This window comes from Streptomyces lateritius (genome assembly GCF_014649715.1).
In the GTDB taxonomy this organism is placed as follows: Bacteria; Actinomycetota; Actinomycetes; order Streptomycetales; family Streptomycetaceae; genus Streptomyces; species Streptomyces lateritius.
Genome location: NZ_BMTO01000012.1, coordinates 182,749 through 199,862, shown reverse-complemented (window position 1 = coordinate 199,862; position 17,114 = coordinate 182,749). Strand labels below are relative to the sequence as shown.

15 protein-coding genes are annotated in these 17,114 nt (G+C 72.8%); 8 read left to right on the top strand and 7 right to left on the bottom strand.

The window, feature by feature from the left end:
• Window positions 1-20 precede the first annotated feature (20 nt).
• Window positions 21-431, top strand: a complete 411-nt coding sequence (locus IE136_RS24475) for a PPOX class F420-dependent oxidoreductase (RefSeq protein ID WP_189601419.1) — start codon at window positions 21-23, stop codon at window positions 429-431.
• Here IE136_RS24475 and IE136_RS24470 read toward each other — a convergent pair.
• From IE136_RS24470 to rsgA, 3 genes are all read right to left on the bottom strand, one after another.
• Window positions 406-870 (bottom strand): GNAT family N-acetyltransferase, encoded by a 465-nt coding sequence (locus tag IE136_RS24470; protein WP_229819099.1) that lies wholly within the window; start codon window positions 868-870, stop codon window positions 406-408. The genes IE136_RS24475 and IE136_RS24470 overlap by 26 nt on opposite strands.
• 17 nt (window positions 871-887) lie before the next feature.
• Window positions 888-2,276 (bottom strand): bifunctional transcriptional activator/DNA repair enzyme AdaA, encoded by a 1,389-nt coding sequence (locus tag IE136_RS24465; protein WP_189601418.1) that lies wholly within the window; start codon window positions 2,274-2,276, stop codon window positions 888-890.
• A 326-nt stretch (window positions 2,277-2,602) separates the two neighbouring features.
• A complete protein-coding gene (gene rsgA / locus IE136_RS24460) occupies window positions 2,603-3,772 on the bottom strand; it encodes a ribosome small subunit-dependent GTPase A (protein WP_229819097.1) in 1,170 nt (389 codons plus the stop codon).
• Window positions 3,773-4,126: 354 nt separating this feature from the next.
• On the opposite strand from rsgA, the gene IE136_RS24455 reads away from it, so the two are divergent.
• Both IE136_RS24455 and IE136_RS24450 read left to right on the top strand, forming a co-directional pair.
• On the top strand, window positions 4,127-5,080 hold the full coding sequence (locus IE136_RS24455; RefSeq protein ID WP_229819096.1) for a GlxA family transcriptional regulator: 954 nt from the start codon (window positions 4,127-4,129) through the stop codon (window positions 5,078-5,080).
• 366 nt (window positions 5,081-5,446) lie between these two features.
• The gene (locus IE136_RS24450) at window positions 5,447-5,845 is read left to right on the top strand and encodes a VOC family protein (protein ID WP_189601416.1); all 399 of its coding nucleotides are present in this window, start codon (window positions 5,447-5,449) and stop codon (window positions 5,843-5,845) included.
• On the opposite strand, the gene IE136_RS24445 is transcribed toward IE136_RS24450, so the two are convergent.
• Together IE136_RS24445 and IE136_RS24440 are read right to left on the bottom strand one after the other, a co-directional pair.
• Window positions 5,782-6,534: a helix-turn-helix domain-containing protein gene (locus IE136_RS24445; protein ID WP_158991714.1), complete on the bottom strand. Its 753-nt coding sequence runs from the start codon at window positions 6,532-6,534 to the stop codon at window positions 5,782-5,784. The genes IE136_RS24450 and IE136_RS24445 overlap by 64 nt on opposite strands.
• 62 nt (window positions 6,535-6,596) lie before the next feature.
• On the bottom strand, window positions 6,597-7,712 hold the full coding sequence (locus IE136_RS24440) for a YihY/virulence factor BrkB family protein (protein ID WP_158991712.1): 1,116 nt from the start codon (window positions 7,710-7,712) through the stop codon (window positions 6,597-6,599).
• A gap of 17 nt (window positions 7,713-7,729) precedes the next feature.
• On the opposite strand from IE136_RS24440, the gene IE136_RS24435 reads away from it, so the two are divergent.
• Both IE136_RS24435 and IE136_RS24430 read left to right on the top strand, forming a co-directional pair.
• Window positions 7,730-9,367 (top strand): acyl-CoA dehydrogenase family protein, encoded by a 1,638-nt coding sequence (locus tag IE136_RS24435; RefSeq protein WP_189601415.1) that lies wholly within the window; start codon window positions 7,730-7,732, stop codon window positions 9,365-9,367.
• A 251-nt stretch (window positions 9,368-9,618) separates the two neighbouring features.
• Complete coding sequence (locus IE136_RS24430; RefSeq protein ID WP_158991708.1) at window positions 9,619-10,917, top strand: helix-turn-helix domain-containing protein; 1,299 nt, start codon at window positions 9,619-9,621, stop codon at window positions 10,915-10,917.
• A gap of 124 nt (window positions 10,918-11,041) precedes the next feature.
• Here the strand turns inward: IE136_RS24430 and IE136_RS24425 are convergent, their stop codons facing one another.
• A complete protein-coding gene (locus tag IE136_RS24425; RefSeq protein WP_158991706.1) occupies window positions 11,042-11,998 on the bottom strand; it encodes a carbohydrate kinase family protein in 957 nt (318 codons plus the stop codon).
• A 39-nt stretch (window positions 11,999-12,037) separates the two neighbouring features.
• On the bottom strand, window positions 12,038-14,083 hold the full coding sequence (locus IE136_RS24420) for a glycoside hydrolase family 32 protein (RefSeq protein ID WP_189601414.1): 2,046 nt from the start codon (window positions 14,081-14,083) through the stop codon (window positions 12,038-12,040).
• 138 nt (window positions 14,084-14,221) lie between these two features.
• On the opposite strand from IE136_RS24420, the gene IE136_RS24415 reads away from it, so the two are divergent.
• Genes IE136_RS24415 through IE136_RS24405 form a run of 3 tightly spaced genes read left to right on the top strand, consistent with a single transcriptional unit; the run spans window position 14,222 to window position 17,095 of the window.
• Window positions 14,222-15,235, top strand: a complete 1,014-nt coding sequence (locus tag IE136_RS24415; RefSeq protein WP_158991702.1) for a sugar ABC transporter substrate-binding protein — start codon at window positions 14,222-14,224, stop codon at window positions 15,233-15,235.
• A 55-nt stretch (window positions 15,236-15,290) separates the two neighbouring features.
• Complete coding sequence (locus tag IE136_RS24410; RefSeq protein ID WP_158991700.1) at window positions 15,291-16,304, top strand: ABC transporter permease; 1,014 nt, start codon at window positions 15,291-15,293, stop codon at window positions 16,302-16,304.
• On the top strand, window positions 16,301-17,095 hold the full coding sequence (locus tag IE136_RS24405; protein WP_158991698.1) for an ATP-binding cassette domain-containing protein: 795 nt from the start codon (window positions 16,301-16,303) through the stop codon (window positions 17,093-17,095). The genes IE136_RS24410 and IE136_RS24405 overlap by 4 nt, the downstream gene beginning before the upstream one ends.
• The last annotated feature ends 19 nt before the right edge of the window (window positions 17,096-17,114 follow it).

The window sequence follows — 17,114 nt, the reverse complement described above, 5'->3', positions numbered from 1 at the left end:
CGGCGCGTGATGCTGGCCGCATGAGGGATTTCGAGGGCTTCAGCGACGAGGAACGCGCCTACCTCAGGACCCAGCGCCTGGGCCGGATGGCCACGGTCGACCCGCAGGGCCGGCCGCAGGCCAACCCGGTCGGCTTCTTCCCGCAGGAGGACGGCACCGTCCTGGTGGGCGGCATGGCCATGGGCCGCACGAAGAAGTGGCGCAATCTGATGACCAACCCCCACGTGGCGCTGGTCGTCGACGACCTGGCGAGCGTACGGCCCTGGCGGGTGCGGGGGGTCGAGATCCGGGGCGAGGCCGAGCTCCTCGTGGGGCCGCACGAGCTCGGCCCGCACTTCAGCGAGGAGGTCATCCGGATCCACCCGCGCCGGATCCACAGCTGGGGCCTTCCCGGGCCGGAGGGGGCTAAGGAAGATCAATCTGGTACCTGATGAACCCCGTGTTCCTGGCGACCTTGTCGTAGAGGTGCCGGGCCGTGGAGTTGGACTCCTGCGTGTTCCAGTAGACCCGGTCGCAGCCTTCGCTCCGTGCCCACTCGGCGACAGCCGCGATGAGGGCGCGCGCCACGCCCTTGCCGCGCGCCTCGGGCTCGGTGAAGAGGTCCTGGAGGTAGCAGACGTCCGGCCCGGAGGTGCTGGGGTGGACGAGGAAGTGGGTGAAGCCGACGAGCCGTCCGTCGAGCCGGGCGGCCCGTGCGTGGAGCCGGGTGTCGTCCTGGAACTCCTTCCAGGCGCGGTCGTACATCTCGGGGCCTTCGGTACGGCCGTAGAAGTCGATGTAGTCGCGGAAGTGCCGCTCCCAGACCTCACGGTCATCCGGGCCGAGCCGGTCGATGGTGATCATGGCGTCCGTCGCGTCCGTGGCATTCATGGGGGAATTGTGCCTGGTCAGGCCGAGGACGCCGGGACCGCCTCCAGGTAGCGGAGGGCGTAGGACCGCCAAGGTCGCCAGGCCTCGGCGCCGGGGCCGTCCACCGGGCTGCCGGCCGGAGCCGCGTCGGGGTCGCCGAGGGCGCGCATGCGGACGAGCGCGGCACGGGCGGCGGTCATGCCGGGGACGGCGCGCAGGGCCTGTTCGGCCTCGTCGCGGTCGGCGCCCGCGTCGAGGCGCAGGGCGCCGGTGGTGAGCGCGGTCGCGAGCGGGCCGGCGAAGGGGTGGCCGGTGAGGGCGGCGGGCTCGGGGAAGAGGTGGGTGAGGGAGCCGCAGGCGGTGTCCAGGGCGGTGCCGTGCGTCAGGACGAGCCGCGCGGCCTCCTCCGGGCCGAGGAGGGTCCGCAGCGCGAACTCCTCGGGGTCCGCCGCGCCGGGCGACCGTACGCCGGGGCGGGCGGCGACCCGGTCGGCGAGAGCGGGGCCGGCGCCGAGACGCTCGGCGACCGCGTAGGGGTCGGCGTCCAGGTCGAACAGGCGGCGCAGCCGCTGGACGGCGGTCGTCAGGTCGCGTAGGTCGGTGAGGTGGATCCGCGCCTCCAGCCAGGGTCCGGCGGCGGTCTCGTCGACGGAGGCGACGCCGGTGCCGTACGGGAGGCGGAGCGTACGGCGGTAGGTGCGGGCGCCGGGGGTGCCGAGGACCTCTTCGACGTGCGGCAGGACCTCGGCGGCGAGCAGATCGAAGACCTCGCGGGCGGCGTAGGGCCCCCGGTGGGCGAGCCGCAGCGGCACTCCGGCGGCGAGCGCTGTCCGGGCGCCGGTGCTGGGCCCGGTGCGAGGGCCGGCGCCGGTGCCGGACTCGGTGCGGAGTTCGGAGGGAGTACGGGCGTAGATGCGGCGGATCGTGTCGTTGAACTGGCGCACGCTGGCGAAGCCCGACGCGAAGGCGATCTCGGTGATCGGGAGCCCGGTGGTCTGCAGGAGCAGCCGGGCGGTGTGCGCCCGCTGGGCTCGGGCGAGGGCGATCGGGCCGGCGCCGAGCTCGGCGGTGAGCTGCCGCTGGACCTGCCGGGCGCTGTAGCCGAGCCGTCCGGCGAGTCCGGGCACGCCCTCACGGTCGACGACGCCGTCGCCGATCATCCGCATGGCGCGTCCGACGACGTCGGCACGGAGGTCCCAGGCGGCGGACCCGGGCACGGCGTCCGGCCGGCACCGCCGGCAGGCCCGGAAGCCGTGCCCCTGCGCGGCGGCGGCGGTCGGGAAGAACGTGACGTTCTTGCGCCGGGGGGTGACGGCGGGACAGCTGGGCCGACAGTAGATCCCGGTCGTCCGCACCCCGAAGAAGAACTCCCCGTCGAACCGCGCGTCCCGACTGCTGACCGCCTCGTACCTGGTCTCCTCGTCCATCACGAGCTCCAGTGTGCGGGAGCACGGGGGGCTGGGCTGGCGGTTTTCGGACACCACCTTGCCCCCGGGAGGAGCCGGGCGCCTCGCCAGGGCCCGGGATCGCCGCCCCCGGCCTGGCGGTCCCAGGTCACGGCTCGTCGCCGCGTCGGGCGCGGGCCGCCGCTGCGGCCCGCGCCCCGTCCGAGCACGCCGGCCCCCGCTGAGGCCCACGCCCCGTCCCAGCACACCGGCCACGGCGCCCGAGCTCCCTTGCCACCGCGCACCGCCCACCGGCCGCCTGTCGCCGGTCACGGCGGGTCGTCACCCGCCGTGACCGCGTCGGCCGCCTACCTCCCCCTGCCGCCCCGCTTCGCCTCCAGGGCCGCGCGGCCCGCCGCGCTCTTGCGCTTCCAGTCCTTGAGGATTTCGGCGCGGACGCGGGCGTCCGTCTTGGCGACGATGCGTTGGTTCTCGCGGAGCAGCTTGTGGTAGCTCTCCAGCCGGCGTACCGACAGGGAGCCGTCCTCCGTCGCCGCCCGCACCGCGCAGCCCGGCTCCGCCTCGTGGGCGCAGTCGTGGAAGCGGCAGTCCGCCGCCAGCTCCTGGATCTCCGCGAAGACCTGTCCGACGCCGGTCTCGGCGTCCCAGAGCCCGACCCCGCGCAGCCCCGGGGTGTCGATGAGGACGCCGCCCCCGGGCAGGACGAGCAGGTTGCGCGTGGTCGTGGTGTGGCGGCCCTTGCCGTCCACGTCCCGCGCGGCCTGGACGGTCATGACGTCCTCGCCGAGGAGGGTGTTGGCGAGCGTCGACTTGCCGGCGCCGGAGGCCCCGAGCAGCACGCTCGTCCCGCCCCCCACGATCGCGGCGAGCACCTCGACGCCCTCCCCCGTCGCGGCACTGACGGGCAGCACCTGAGCGCCGGGGGCCACGCTCTCCACGTCCTCGACGAGGTAGGAGAGCCCGAGCGGGTCCGGGACCAGGTCGGCCTTGCTGAGTACGACGAGCGGCTGGGCGCCCGACTCCCAGGCCAGGGCGAGGAAGCGCTCGACGCGGCCGAGGTCGACCTCGAGGGCGAGCGAAACGGTGATGATCGCGTGGTCGACGTTGGCGGCGAGGATCTGGCCCTCGGACCGCTTGGACGAGGTGGAGCGCGTGAACGCCGTCCGCCGCGGCAGCAGCGTCCGTACGTACCGCGGGTCGCCGTCCGGGTCGACGGCGACCCAGTCGCCCGTGCAGACGACCTTCATCGGATCACGGGGCACGACGAACTCGGTGTCGGCCCGGACGGTGCCCAGAGGCGTGACCAGGTCGCACTGCCCCCGGTCGACACGCAGGACCCGCCCCGGCAGAAGTCCCTGCCGGGCGTACGGGGCGAACGCGGTCGCCCAGTTCTCGTCCCAGCCGTACGGGGCGAGAGCATGCGAAGCCGAAGCCTGAGGAGAAGAAACTTGACGAGAAGAAGCCTGCGGAGAAGAAGCCTGCGGAGAAGAAGCCTGCGGAGAAGAAGAGGAAGACAAGGGGTGACCCTTCACAAGGGTGGCCCCGGCACGCGCACTTGGGCGCGCGGATGAGACAGGAAGGTCAGCCGGAGACCACAGAGGTGGAGTTGACGCACTTCTGGATGAGGGCAGCGCCCGTCGTCATGACAGCCATCGGTCACACCTCCTGGATCACACACGTCGACACACTCGCGGACGGCCGCAACGGCCGTCCCGGGGAACGATCACACCCTAGACCGGGGACTCCGGACCGCGCGAAGTATTTTCCGCGAACCTGAGGGCCCGGAGGACAGCGTGCCGACCGCGACCAGGCCGAGCGACCCTCTGCCGCCGATCACGGGTTCGGTGCCACCTCCTGCCATACTCCGCGCCATGCCGTTCCTCTCCGTCGCCGCCTACGCCCCGCCTCGCGTCGGCATGCTCGCCGTCGGTCTCGTCGCCGAGGTCTTCGACGCCCACGCCGACGGGCCTCCGCGCTTCGATTTCGCGCTCTGCACCGAACGGCCGGGGCGCGTCGTCACCGATGTCGGGGTGCCGTTGGCCGTCGAGCACGGGCTCGAACGGCTCGCCTCCGCCGATCTCGTACTCGCCCTCCCCTGGGCCGGCTTCCGCACTCCACCACCCGCCCCCGTGCTCGAGGCGCTCCGTGCCGCGCACGCCCGCGGCGCGCTGGTCGGGGCTCACTGCGTCGGTGCGTTCGCGCTCGCCGCCGCCGGGCTGCTCGACGGTCTTCGGGCCACCACCCATTGGCGGTTCGCCGATCTCCTCGCCCGCCGCCACCCGTCCGTCACCGTCGATCCCGACGCCCTGTACGTCGACGAGGGCCGGATCCTCACGGGCGCGGGGGCCGCGGCCGGTTTCGACCTCTGCCTGCATCTGCTGCGCCGCGAGTACGGAGCGGCCGCCGCCAACGCCGTCGCCCGCGACCTCGTTCTGTCACCGCACCGCGACGGCGGGCAGGCCCAGTACGTGGCGGCTCCCGTCCCCGAGGACAGCGAGGACGAACGGCTCGCGGACGTGCTCGCCTGGGCCCGGGAACACCTCCACGAACGGCTGCCCGTCGCGGAGTTGGCGCGGCGCGCCCTGATGAGCCGGCGATCCTTCGCCCGCCGGTTCACCGCCGCGACCGGCACGACGCCCCACGCGTGGGTGCTCGGTCTGCGGCTCGGCCGGGCGGAGGAACTCCTCGAGACCACGGACCTGCCGGTCGAGGAGATCGCCCGCCTGGTCGGCTACGGCTCCGCGGCCGTGCTGCGCGAACAGTTCGTCCGCCGCCGTGGCGTACCGCCCCGCACCTACCGCCGTACCTTCACCAGGACCCGGTGACCGAAGAGCGGCCGCCGTCGGCAATGGCCCGTCTGCGCGTGCGCGGACTCGCGGCCGCGACAAGTCGTGGGGAACCCCTTGTGCACGCCGGCAGCAGCGACTGGTTCGCCTGCCGCTCAAGTAGCCACACGGACACATGCGCGGCGCTCGGGTGGAGCTCGAAGGGCTGGGCGATGACCATGGCCGACAGCGGCAGACGGGGCTGGGTGCCGGCGGTCCGCTTCGGCGGATCCGAGCCCTGCCGGGCTGGATCGCGCCGGTGCACGAGGTACGCGTACCCGTGATCGTCACGACGGTGGCGTAGTCCGGCGGCCCGGGTCCGATTCGTTCAAGACCCGGCGCCGGGGCCGGTTCTAGCGTGGCGGCATGAACACACCACGACTCGATGTCATCGGCCTGGTGGTCTCCGACATGGCCGCCTCGCTCGCCTTCTACCGCCGCCTCGGCCTCGGCGTACCGGCCGACGCCGACACGGCGCCGCACGTGGAGGCCGCGCTGCCCGGCGGGATGCGGATCGCCTGGGACACGGAGGAGGTCATCCGCTCCTTCGACCCCGGCTGGGCCCGGCCCGAGGCCGGTGACCGGATCGGGCTCGCCTTCCGCTGCTCCTCGCCCCAGGAGGTGGACGCCACGTACGAGTCGCTCGTCTCGTCCGGATACCGCGGGCACCTCAAGCCCTGGGACGCGGTCTGGGGACAGCGCTACGCCGTGGTGCTCGACCCGGACGGCTGCGGCGTCTCCCTCTTCGCCCAGGCGGCGGCGTAGGCGGTCAGCGTGGTCCCGGCCAGCGTCCGGGTCTCGCGCGCCAGATGGGCCTGGTCGGAGCAGCCGGCTCGGAGCGCCGCCTCGGTGTACGGCAGTCCGGCCCGGACCAGGGCGAGGGCGCGCTGGAGCCGGAGGACGCGGGCGAGGGTCTTGGGGCCGTAGCCGAACGCGTCCAGCGACCGCCGGTGCAGCTGGCGGGAGCCGATGCCGACGGCCTCGGCCGTCTCGGCCACGGGCCGGCCGGCGTTCAGCCGCCGGACGACGGCCCGGAGCAGCGGGTCGGGGGCCGGGACCTCCAGGGCCCGTCGCAGGACGAGTTCCTCCAGTGCGGCGGCGGGGTCGGAGGCTTCGGCGATACGCTCGCCGAGCCGCCGGGCCCGGGCCTCGCCCCAGAGGGCGCCGAGTCCGATCCGCCGGTCGCGCAGCTCGCGCGCCGGGACGCCGAGCAGTGCGGGTGCGTCACCGGGTGCGAAGCGGACGCCGGCGTAGTGGGCCGCCTGGTTCTCGGGGACGAACGCCCGGGTGTCGGGTCCCGCCACGAGCAGCCGGCCGTCGCACCACATCAGGTCCATGCAGCCGTCCGGCAGTACGGCGTACGGCTCGGGCGGCCGGGCCGCTCCGTCGCCGGATGCGGGGGCCCGGGTCCAGACGACGGCGCCGTCCAGGCGCGCGGCTCTCTCCTCGTACACACCGCCGAGGGTAGGCGGCCGAGCCGGGTCACCGGAGGGCGCCTGACCCCGCCCCCCTCGCGTCAGTCCTTCTCCCACCCGGAGTGCAGCCGCGACTTCACGTCGTCGGGGGGCAGGAACCTGGACCAGCGTTCCGGGAACTCGGACGGCATGTCCGGGTCGTCCTCGTCCACCTCGTCCGCCTCCGCGCGCAGCCGTGCGACGAGGTCCGCGACCTGGGCGGCGCGGGCCCGGTCGGTGGCCTCGCGGGCCGCGGCCGTCGCGACCGAGGGCCAGACGCGGTCGATCGCCGCGTTCACCGCCGCGCCGACCAGGACGGCGAAGGCCGAGATGCCGATCCAGAGCAGGACGGCGATCGGGGCGGCGAGGGAGCCGTAGATGGTCGGTCCCTCGACCTGGCTGGTCAGGTAGATCCGGAGCAGGAAACTGCCCAGAACCCACATCGCGAGCGCCACAAGGGCGCCCGGGATGTCCTCGATCCACGGCGAACGGACGGGGACGGACACGTGGTAGAGCGTGGTGAGGAAGGCGATGGAGAGCAGGATGACGGCCGGCCAGTAGAGCACGGAGACGACCTCCGTGCCCCAGGGCACCAGCTCCACGACCCGGTCGGGGCCGACCACGGCGAGCGGCAGGACGACCGCGCCGATGAGCAGCGCGACGATGTAGAGCAGGAAGGCGAGGAGCCGGGTCTTGACGATGCCGCGGTGGCCGTCGAGTCCGTACATCACGGTGATGGTGTCGATGAAGACGTTCACGGCTCGGGACCCGGACCACAGGGCGATGGCGAAGCCGAGGGAGATCAGCTCCGGCCGTTTGCCGTGGGTGACGTCCTCCAGGAGCGGCTGGGCGATCTGGCGGACGCCCCGGTCGGAGAGGACGGTCCGGGCGGCGTTGAGGATGTTCTCCTCGATGCTGGCGACCGTGTTGGTGTTGGTCCAGTCGTCCGCGTAGCCGAGGAGCGCGATCATGCCGAGCAGCAGCGGGGGCAGGGACAGCAGGGTGAAGAACGCCGCCTCGGCGGCCAGGCCGAGGATGCGGTACTCGATGCACGAATTGACGGTGTCCTTCAGGAGCAGCCAGACCATCTTCCGCTTGGATACGTTGCGGTAGAGGACTCGCGCCCGGTGGAGTCTGCTCCCGGGCTGCCGCTCGGGTGTTTCCTTTGCTGCCTGCACCTCCTTACCGTATCGGCATGGCAGCCACCACCCACACAGTGACCAACCAGGCTCCGCCCCTGGTGGGATACGACGTCTTCGCGTCCGACCGGGCTCTGGCGGATGCCGTCGAGCGCCATCTGTCACCGGAGGTCCTCGCGGACGCGCGCGGGGAGCTTCGGACGCTGGGCCGGTCCGCCGGGTCGGCGCAGGCGCAGGCGTGGGGGACGCTCGCCAACGAGTACCCGCCGCGGCTGCGGACGCACGACCGCTACGGGAACCGGAGCGACGAGGTCGAGTTCCATCCGTCCTGGCACCGGCTCCTCGGGAAGTCCGTCAACGCGGGACTGACGGCCGCCTGGGCCCGTCCGGGTGGTCATGTGCGCCGGGCCGCCGGGTTCATGGTGATGACCCAGGTCGAGGCGGGTCACGGCTGTCCGCTGTCGATGACGCACGCCGCGGTGCCCGCGCTGCGGGCGGATCCCGCTCTGGCCGCCGTGTGGGAGCCGCTGCTGACCTCGCTGGTGTACGAGGAGGGGCTGCGGCCGCCACGCGAGAAGGCGGGGGTGCTCCTCGGCATGGGGATGACGGAGAAGCAGGGCGGCAGCGACGTACGAGCCAACACGACCGAGGCCCGGCCGCTGGACGCGGACGGGGGGTACGTCCTGACCGGGCACAAGTGGTTCTGCTCGGCGCCGATGTCGGACGGCTTCCTGGTCCTGGCGCAGGCCGCGGGGGGACCGACCTGCTTCCTGGTGCCGCGGGTCCTCGAGGACGGCACGCGCAACACGTTCCTGATCCAGCGGCTCAAGGACAAGCTCGGCAACCGGTCGAACGCCTCGGCGGAGGTGGAGTTCGACGGGACGACGTGGGCGCGCCGCGTCGGTGAGGAGGGGCGCGGGGTCCGCACGATCATCGAGATGGTCGCGGCGACCCGGCTCGACTGCGTGCTCGGCTCGGCGGCGCTGATGCGCCAGGCGGTGGCGCAGGCCGTGCACCACGCCGCGTACCGCCGTGCGTTCGGCGGCCCGCTGATCGACAAGCCGCTGATGCGCAACGTACTGGCCGATCTGGCGCTGGAGTCGGAGGCGGCGACGGTGCTCGGGATGCGGCTCGCGGCGGCCTGGGACTCCGGTACGGAGCAGGAGCGGGCGTTCGCGCGGATCGCGGTGCCCGCGGCGAAGTACTGGGTGACGAAGCGGTGCACGCCGCTGGTGGCGGAGGCGCTCGAATGCCTGGGCGGCAACGGTTACGTGGAGGAGTCGGGGATGCCTCGCCTGCTGCGCGAGTCGCCCCTGAACTCGATCTGGGAGGGCTCCGGCAACATCCAGGCGCTGGACGTGCTGCGGGCGTTGCGGCAGGAGCCGGCGGCGTTGGACGCGTTCCTGACGGAGGTCGGGCGGGCCCGGGGCGCGGACCACCGGCTCGACCGGGCGATCACGGCGGTGCTGACGGAGCTGGCGGATCTGGACGGCATCGAGGCACGGGCTCGGCGGCTCGCCGAGCGGATGGCGCTGGTGCTCCAGGGGTCCCTGCTGGTGCGCTGGGCGCCGCCGGAGGTGGCGGACGCGTTCTGCGCCTCGCGGCTCGGGGGCGACTGGGGGTCGGCGTTCGGGACGCTGCCGCACACGTTGGACCTGGGAACGGTGGTGGAGCGGGCGCGGGTGGAGATCTGAGCCGGTCCGGGGCCGGCCGCGCCGACGCGGCATGCGCCGGGCACGAAAGCGGAGGGTGGTGCTGCGCCGACACGGCACCACCCTCCGCTGTGCACAGCCTCATGCACCGAACGGGTGACTGCCAGAGTTGCAAAGGGTTGCAGGATTACCCGAACCGCCCTTCAGCGGGAAGCGGAGGGCGGCACGATGGGCACCACGACTCCGTAGTTGCGCAGAACCGATACAGCACCGCGGGTGGCTGGGAGAGACCGATGAAGAACACTCAGCTCGACATGAACCGGCTCGCCACCATGGACGCCGCCCAGGCGACCCGACTGCTGCACCGGGTACGGGAGGAGACCCTGGCGGGCCGGACGCCGCCGATCGCGCCGCGTCCGGTGATCGACGCGTCGTGGCGACGGATGTTCCGGCTCGGTCTCGATCCGGACCAGGGCACCAGCAGTGTGCTGCTCCAGCGTGACGAGCTGGAGCAGCGGCGGCGTGCGACGGTCCTCGGCGAGGTCATGCGGACGCTGAGCGCCGGCCTCGCCGGGATCGCCGACGCCTCGATGCAGATCATGGTGGTCACCGACGAGCAGGGCCGGGTGCTATGGCGCGAGGGCAACAGCGCGGTTCTCCGGCAGGCCCACGGCATCTGTCTGGAGGAGGGCGCGGCCTGGACCGAGCACACCACCGGGACGAACGCGGTGGGGACGGCGCTCGCCATGGGGCGGCCCGTCCAGGTCCACTCCGCCGAGCACTACGTCCACACCCTGCACAACTGGACCTGCGCCGCGGCCCCCGTCCACGACCCGCGCGACCACCGGCTGCTGGGGATCATCGACGTGAGCGGCCCGGCCTCCAGCTTCCATCCCGCGACCCTGGCGCTGGTCGCCTCGGTGGCCCGGCTCGCCGAGGCGGAGATGCGCGAACGCCATCTGCGGTCGATCGAGCGGCTGCGCTCGGTGGCCGCGCCGATCCTGTGCCGGGTGGGCGGGCGGGCGGTCGCGGTGGACACGCACGGCTGGACGGCGGCGGTGACCGGGATGGCGCCCGTGGACCGGATCGCGCTGCCCAGGTCCTTCCGCGCCGGGCGGGTCTGGCTGCCGTCGCTGGGGATGTGCGCGGTGGAGCCGTTGCCGGGCGGCTGGCTGCTGCGGGTGGAGGAGGAGCGGGCCGCGGCGGACGGCGCGACGGGCGCGGCGAGCCGGGTGGTGCTCGACCTGAGCCGGCCGCGCCGCTGGTCGGTGGCGGTGTCGGGGGCGGCCGGCAGCTGGACGCAGGAGCTGAGTCCGCGCCACGCCGAACTGCTGTACGTCCTGGCCTTGCACCGCGACGGCCGGACGGCGGCGGAACTGGCGCAGGACGTGTTCGGCGACCGGACGAGGACGGTGACGGTACGGGCGGAGATGTCGCGGATCCGCCGGAACCTGGCGAGCGTGCTCGCCCACCGGCCGTACCGCTTCAGTGAGGAGGTCGAGGTCGAGATCCTCCGCCCGCCCCACCCGGACGACCTGCTCCCGCACTCGACGGCACCGGCGGTCCGCGGGGCGCGCAGGGGCGCGGCCTAAGGCCGTGTCCGTGAAGTCCCGGCTGCCCTGCGGGCAGACGGCGCTACTTTCCGGACACGACCCATCTGTATCGATCACGAGCGTTGTTGGCAGTCGCGGGTCTTGATCACGCGAAGACCTCCGGTCAGACGCGGGTGACCAGGTCCTGCGCGTACGGCGGGTTCGCGCCGCGGACGGCGCAGGTGGCCGCGGCGACCGTCGTACCGAAGGCGACCGCCTCCTGCAGGGTGTCCCACGTCAGCGTGGAGAGCCGTCCGCCCAGCGCGCCGGCCCCGTGGAGCCGGTGGAGGAGGCCGGCCGTGAAGGCGTCGCCCGCGCCGACGGTGTCGACGACGTCGACGGGCGGCGCGGGGACCTGCCGGCGGACGCCGTCGTACGAGACGAGGGCGCCGGCCCCGCCGAGGGTGACGAGTACGAGCGGGACGCCCGCCCGGTGCCAGGTGTCGCAGGCGGCCTCGGGGGAGGTCCCGGGGTGGAGGTGGGCGAGGTCGTCCTCGCTGAGGCGGAGGATGTCGGCCAGGGCGCACCAGCGCGGCAGACGGGCCCGGTACCGCTCGGGGGCCGCGAGCAGCGGGCGTACGTTGGGATCGAGGGAGATCGTGGTGGTGGGCCGCAGGGCTTCGAGGAGTTCCTCGACGGCCGGCGCCCCGGGCTCCCGCACCAGTGCCAGCGAGCCGGTGTGGAGGCAGGCCGCGTCCAGGGCTCCCACCGGGGCCAGTTCCTGACGTGTCCACTGCCAGTCGGCGGTGGCCTCGGCGTGGAAGGAGTACTCGGCGGCGCCGTCCGGGCCGAGGCCGGCGACGGCCAGGGTGCTGGGTTCGGCGGCGTCGGGGCAGAGGTCGATGCGGACTCCGGACTCGGCGAGCCGGCGGCGGAAGAGGCCGCCGAAGACGTCGCCGGAGAGCCGGGCGAGAAAGTGGGTCGGGGTGCCGAGGCGGGCGAGCGCCACGGCGGTGTTCGCGGGCCCGCCGCCCGGCAGCACGTCGAGCCGGAGACCTGGTCCTTCGGTGCCCGTGGGGGCGACGAAGGCGTCGGCGACGCATTCGCCGAGGACGGCCACGGGGCGGCGGGTCGCGGTCATACGAGGAACCTTTCAGGGCTGTTCGCGGGCGGACACGAGTCAGTCGGGGAGGACGGCGGAGCCGAGCGGAGTCAGGGAGGCGCTTCTCAGGCGTAGTTGTCCGCCCGTGGTGGCGAACTCGACGGCGTCGGACTCGCGGTAGCGCGGATACACCCGGGCGGTGAGGGCGGCGCCGTCACCGGTGAAGACCTCGACCGACGAGCGGTCGACGAAGACGTCGAGGGACAGGGTTCCGTCCGCCGCCGGCTCGGCATGGGTGGTGTACGTGGCTCGGGTGCCGTAGCCCGCCCCGGCGGTGTCCAGGGTGAGGGTGCCGGTGGACTTCTCGTACCGCAGGACGGTCGCCTCGGCCCGGGAGGCCTTGAGCCGGAGCGTGAGGGTGTCGGCGGTGCTGCCGGCCAGGTCGAGGACGGCCTTGACGCGTGCGGTGTCGCCCCGTCCCAGCCGCCATGTTCCGTCCACCGTCTTGCCGGTGACGCTGATCGACCGGCCCGACGTCAGCGAGTCGGCTGCGGCGAGCGGCCGTTGGCCGAGGCGCTCGTCGATGGTGAGGAACAGTTCGCGGTGGAGAGACTGGGCGCCGGCCCAACCGCTCACCCTGGTGGGCTCCTTCGCGCTCCAGTCGCTCATCCAGGCGGTCATCAGCCGCCGCCCGGCGTCGTCACGGTAGCTCTGGGCGGCGTAGATGTCGCCACCGCCGTCGAGGACGCCGTGCCGCTCGGCACGGAAGCGACTGCCGTCGTACGTGCCGACGGCGTACCGCTGGAGCGACTGCCCGCCCTCGTTGGTGGAGTACAGCAGCACCCACTTCCCGTCGAGCTCGAAGAGATCGGGGCACTCCCACATGGCGCCGGTCGTGCCGTCGCCCTCCGTCAGGACGCCCGCGTACGTCCAGCTGCGCAGGTCGTCGGAGGCGTAGAGCTGCACCTTGCCGCGTCCGCCGTCGCCCGCTCCGACGACCATCTTCCACCGGCCGTCGACGGGGTCGCGGAAGAGCTTGGGGTCGCGGAATCCGGCGGCGGAGCCGGGCGGGGCCTCGCCGACGACCTCGGTGCCGGGGGTGAAGGTGACGCCGTCGGTACTGGTCGCGATCTCCACGGTCTCCGGGGTGGCACCGGGGTGTGCGCTCGTGTCGGTGGACCGGGTGTACGCGACGGTCAGGGTGCCGTCGTCGTCGACGGCGCTGCCGCTGAAGATCCCGCTGTTGTCGGTGGGGGTCGCGCGCGGCGGCGGAGTGAGGGCGACCGGCAGGTCCCGCCAGTGGACGGCGTCGGGGCCTTCGGCGTGCGACCAGTGCATGGGCCCCCACTTGGGGGCGTCGGGGTGGTACTGGCTGAAGAGGTGGTGGCGGCCGCGCCACTGGATCACGCCGTTGGGGTCGTTGATCCAGCCCTGGTAGGGCGTGTGGTGGAACTGGGGCCGCAGCGGGTCGGCGGCGTAGTCCCTGGTCGCGGTGGGCTGGTTGGCCTGGCCGAGCGTACGGAAGGTGAGGCCGTTGTCGTCCCGGAGGGCGGCGTCCCCGGTGCGTACGTCGTCGAGGTTGACGTGACCCCAGCCGCCGGTCTTGCGGTCGACGACTTCGAGGTGGACGGCCTGGCCCCGCCAGGCGGAGGTGTCCCAGACGATCCTGACGTACGCCTCGTCCTCGGGGCCGGTCTGCCGCAGGAGCGTGCGGCCGTCGCCGTCCCTGACGAGGGCGACGTAGAGGCGCTCGGGGTCCCAGCCGCCGCCCACCAGGAAGCTCATCCGCGCGGGAGCGGCGAAGGTGGAGGAGCGGAGGGTGCCGGTGGCCTCGTCGCCGGCGGCGGCGTGGCCCCAGAGGTGGTGACTGCCCCGGTGCTGGAAGGGGCCTCCCCAGTAGGTGTCGGTGGCGGTGACGGCGGCGGGACCGAAGGCGGTGCCCGCGGTGACCGTCCAGCCGGTGAGATCCCCGGTGTCGAATCCGGGGTTGACCGGGCCGGTGGCCGGGGGTCGGGGTGTCGCGGCGTGGGCTGGGTGTGTGGTGGCGTTCGCGCTGATGGGAAGGGACGCGGCGACGAGCAGGGCCGCGACGCTGATCAGGTTCGGTGCTCTCCAGCGGCTCATCCGGAAGCCTCCGTTGCCGACTTGTGACGGGTAAGGGGCATTGACGTTGCTCGCGGCGGAGTCCATCATCCTGGCCAGTCGATGTCAACGTTGACATAAGTCAACGATGACAGTCCTGCGTCCTCGAGGAGCCGCGCCATGAAGCGCACTTTCCGCACCGCACTCCCCCTCGCCGCGAGCCTCGCCTCGGCGGCCCTGCTGCTCACCGCCTGCGGCGAGGGGGCGAAGGGTTCCGCCGGCTCCGTCGGCAGCGGCCCGGTGAAGGTCGGTCTGATCACCAAGACGGACACCAACCCGTTCTTCGTGAAGATGAAGGAGGGGGCCGAGGCGTCTGCGAAGAAGTCCGGCGCCGAACTCTCCACGGCGGCGGGCAAGTTCGACGGCGACAACGAAGGCCAGGTCACCGCGATCGAGAACATGGTGGCGGCCGGGGTCAAGGGCATCCTGATCACGCCCAACGACTCCAAGGCGATCGTCCCCGCGATCCAGCAGGCCCGGAAGAAGGGCGTCCTGGTGATCGCCCTGGACAGCCCGACCGATCCCCAGGACGCCGCCGACGCCCTCTTCGCCACCGACAACCTCAAGGCCGGTGAACTGATCGGCCGGTACGCCAAGGCCGCGATGGCGGGCAGGCCGGCGAAGATCGCCACGCTCGACCTCGCACCCGGCGTCGCCGTCGGGCAGCTGCGCCACGACGGCTTCCTGAAGGGGTACGGCATCAAGGACGGCGACCCGGCCGTGGCCTGCTCCCAGGACACCGGGGGCGACCAGGCCAAGGGGCAGACGGCCATGGAGAACTGCCTGCAGAAGGCCCCGGACATCAATCTCGTCTACACCATCAACGAGCCGGCGGCGCTGGGCGCTTACACCGCGCTCAAGGCGAAGGGCCGGGAGAAGGACGTCCTGATCGTCTCGGTCGACGGCGGCTGCACCGGCACGGAGGCGGTCAAGTCGGGAAAGATCGCGGCCACTTCGCAGCAGTACCCACTCCTCATGGCCGCCAAGGGCGTCGAGGCGGTCGTGGCGTACGCCGAGGACGGCACGAAGGCGTCCGGCTACGTCGACACAGGCGTGAACCTGATCACGGACAAGGCCGCCTCCGGGGTGAGCGCGAAGGACACGGCGTACGGCCTGGAGAACTGCTGGGGCTGATCCGCGCGCGGCCCGCCGACCTCACCCACCACTCCCCTCTCCTCAAGGAGCATCGTTGACCACGACCGCCGCACCTCCGACCGCCGCGCCTCCGGCCGCCCCGCGTCGCTCCGGCGCCGCACGCGGCCTCGTCACCCATCCCACCGCGGGCCCGCTCGTCGCCCTGCTCGCCGCCTGCCTCTTCTTCTCGTTCCAGAGCGAGCAGTTCCTCTCCGGCGGCAACCTCTCCCTCGTGGTCCAGCAGGTGATGGTCGTCGGCACCCTCGCCCTCGGCCAGACCCTGATCATCCTCACGGCCGGCATCGACCTGTCCTGTGGCGCCGTGATGGCCTTCGGCACGATCGTGATGGCCAAGCTCGCCGCCGAGGGCACCCTCCCTCCACTCGTCGCGATCGCGGCCGGCATCGGGGTCTGCGCCCTGTTCGGGCTCGCCAACGGCGCCCTGGTCACCTTCGTCAGGCTGCCGCCGTTCATCGTGACGCTCGGCATGCTCAACATCGCCTTCGCCCTCACCCACATCTACTCCGAGGAGCAGACCGTCACCGAACTCCCGGGTCTGCTGACCGGGTTGGGCGAGACGTTCCCGCTGGGCCGCACCGACATCACGTACGGCTCGGTCCTCACCATCGTGCTCTTCCTCTGCTTCGCCTACCTCCTCGGCCGCACGGCCTGGGGCAAGCACACCTACGCGCTCGGCAACAGCCCCGAGGTCGCCCGGCTGACCGGCATCCGCACGACCCGGCTCCAGCTCGGCATCTACACCCTCGCCGGGGTGATCTACGGCATCGCCGCACTGCTGCTGGTCTCCCGCACCGGCGTCGGCGACCCGAAGGCGGGCCAGACCGACAACCTGGACGCGATCACCGCCGTGGTGCTCGGCGGGACGAGCCTGTTCGGCGGCCGCGGCGCGGTCCTCGGCACGCTCGTCGGCGCGCTGATCGTCGGCGTGTTCCGCAACGGGCTGCAGCTGATGGGCGTCGGCTCGATCTACCAGACCCTCATCACCGGCGGCCTGGTGATCCTCGCCGTGACCGTCGACCAGTTCTCCCGCAGGAAGGTCCGTCGATGAGCACTCCTGTTCTGAAGGCCCGTGGCCTGGTGAAGCGGTACGGCCAGGTCACCGCGCTCGACGGCGCCGACTTCGATCTGATGCCCGGCGAGGTGCTCGCCGTCATCGGCGACAACGGCGCCGGCAAGTCCAGTCTGATCAAGGCCCTCACCGGGGCGCTCCAGCCCGACGAGGGCACCCTCGAGCTCGACGGCGCGCCCGTCCGGTTCCGCGATCCGGCCGACGCGCGCCGGCACGGCATCGAGACCGTCTACCAGGACCTGGCCGTCGCCGCCTCACTCGACATCGCGAGCAACATGTTCCTCGGTCGCGAGATCCGCCGCCGCGGTCCGCTCGGCTCGGTGCTGCGGATGCTCGACAACAAGAGGATGCGCGAGGAGTCCGCCGCCCACATGGCGGACCTGAAGATCGGGCTGCGCTCCCTCACCCAGGCCGTCGAGACGCTCTCCGGTGGTCAGCGGCAGGGCGTCGCGGTGGCACGGGCGGTCGCGTGGGCCCGGCACGTGGTGGTGATGGACGAGCCCACGGCCGCGCTGGGGGTGAAGGAGTCCGGTCAGGTCCTGGACATGATCCGGCGGGTCCGGGACCGGGGGCTGCCGGTGGTGCTGATCAGCCACAACATGCCGCACGTCTTCGAGATCGCGGACCGGATCCACGTCCAGCGGCTCGGCCGCCGGGTGGCGCAGATCCGGCCCTCGGACCACTCCATGTCGGACGTGGTGGCGATCATGACCGGGGCCCTGACCGTGGCGCCCGAGAACGGCGGTACCGTCGGAGCCGAGCAACGCTGAATCGACGACGGAGATGCGG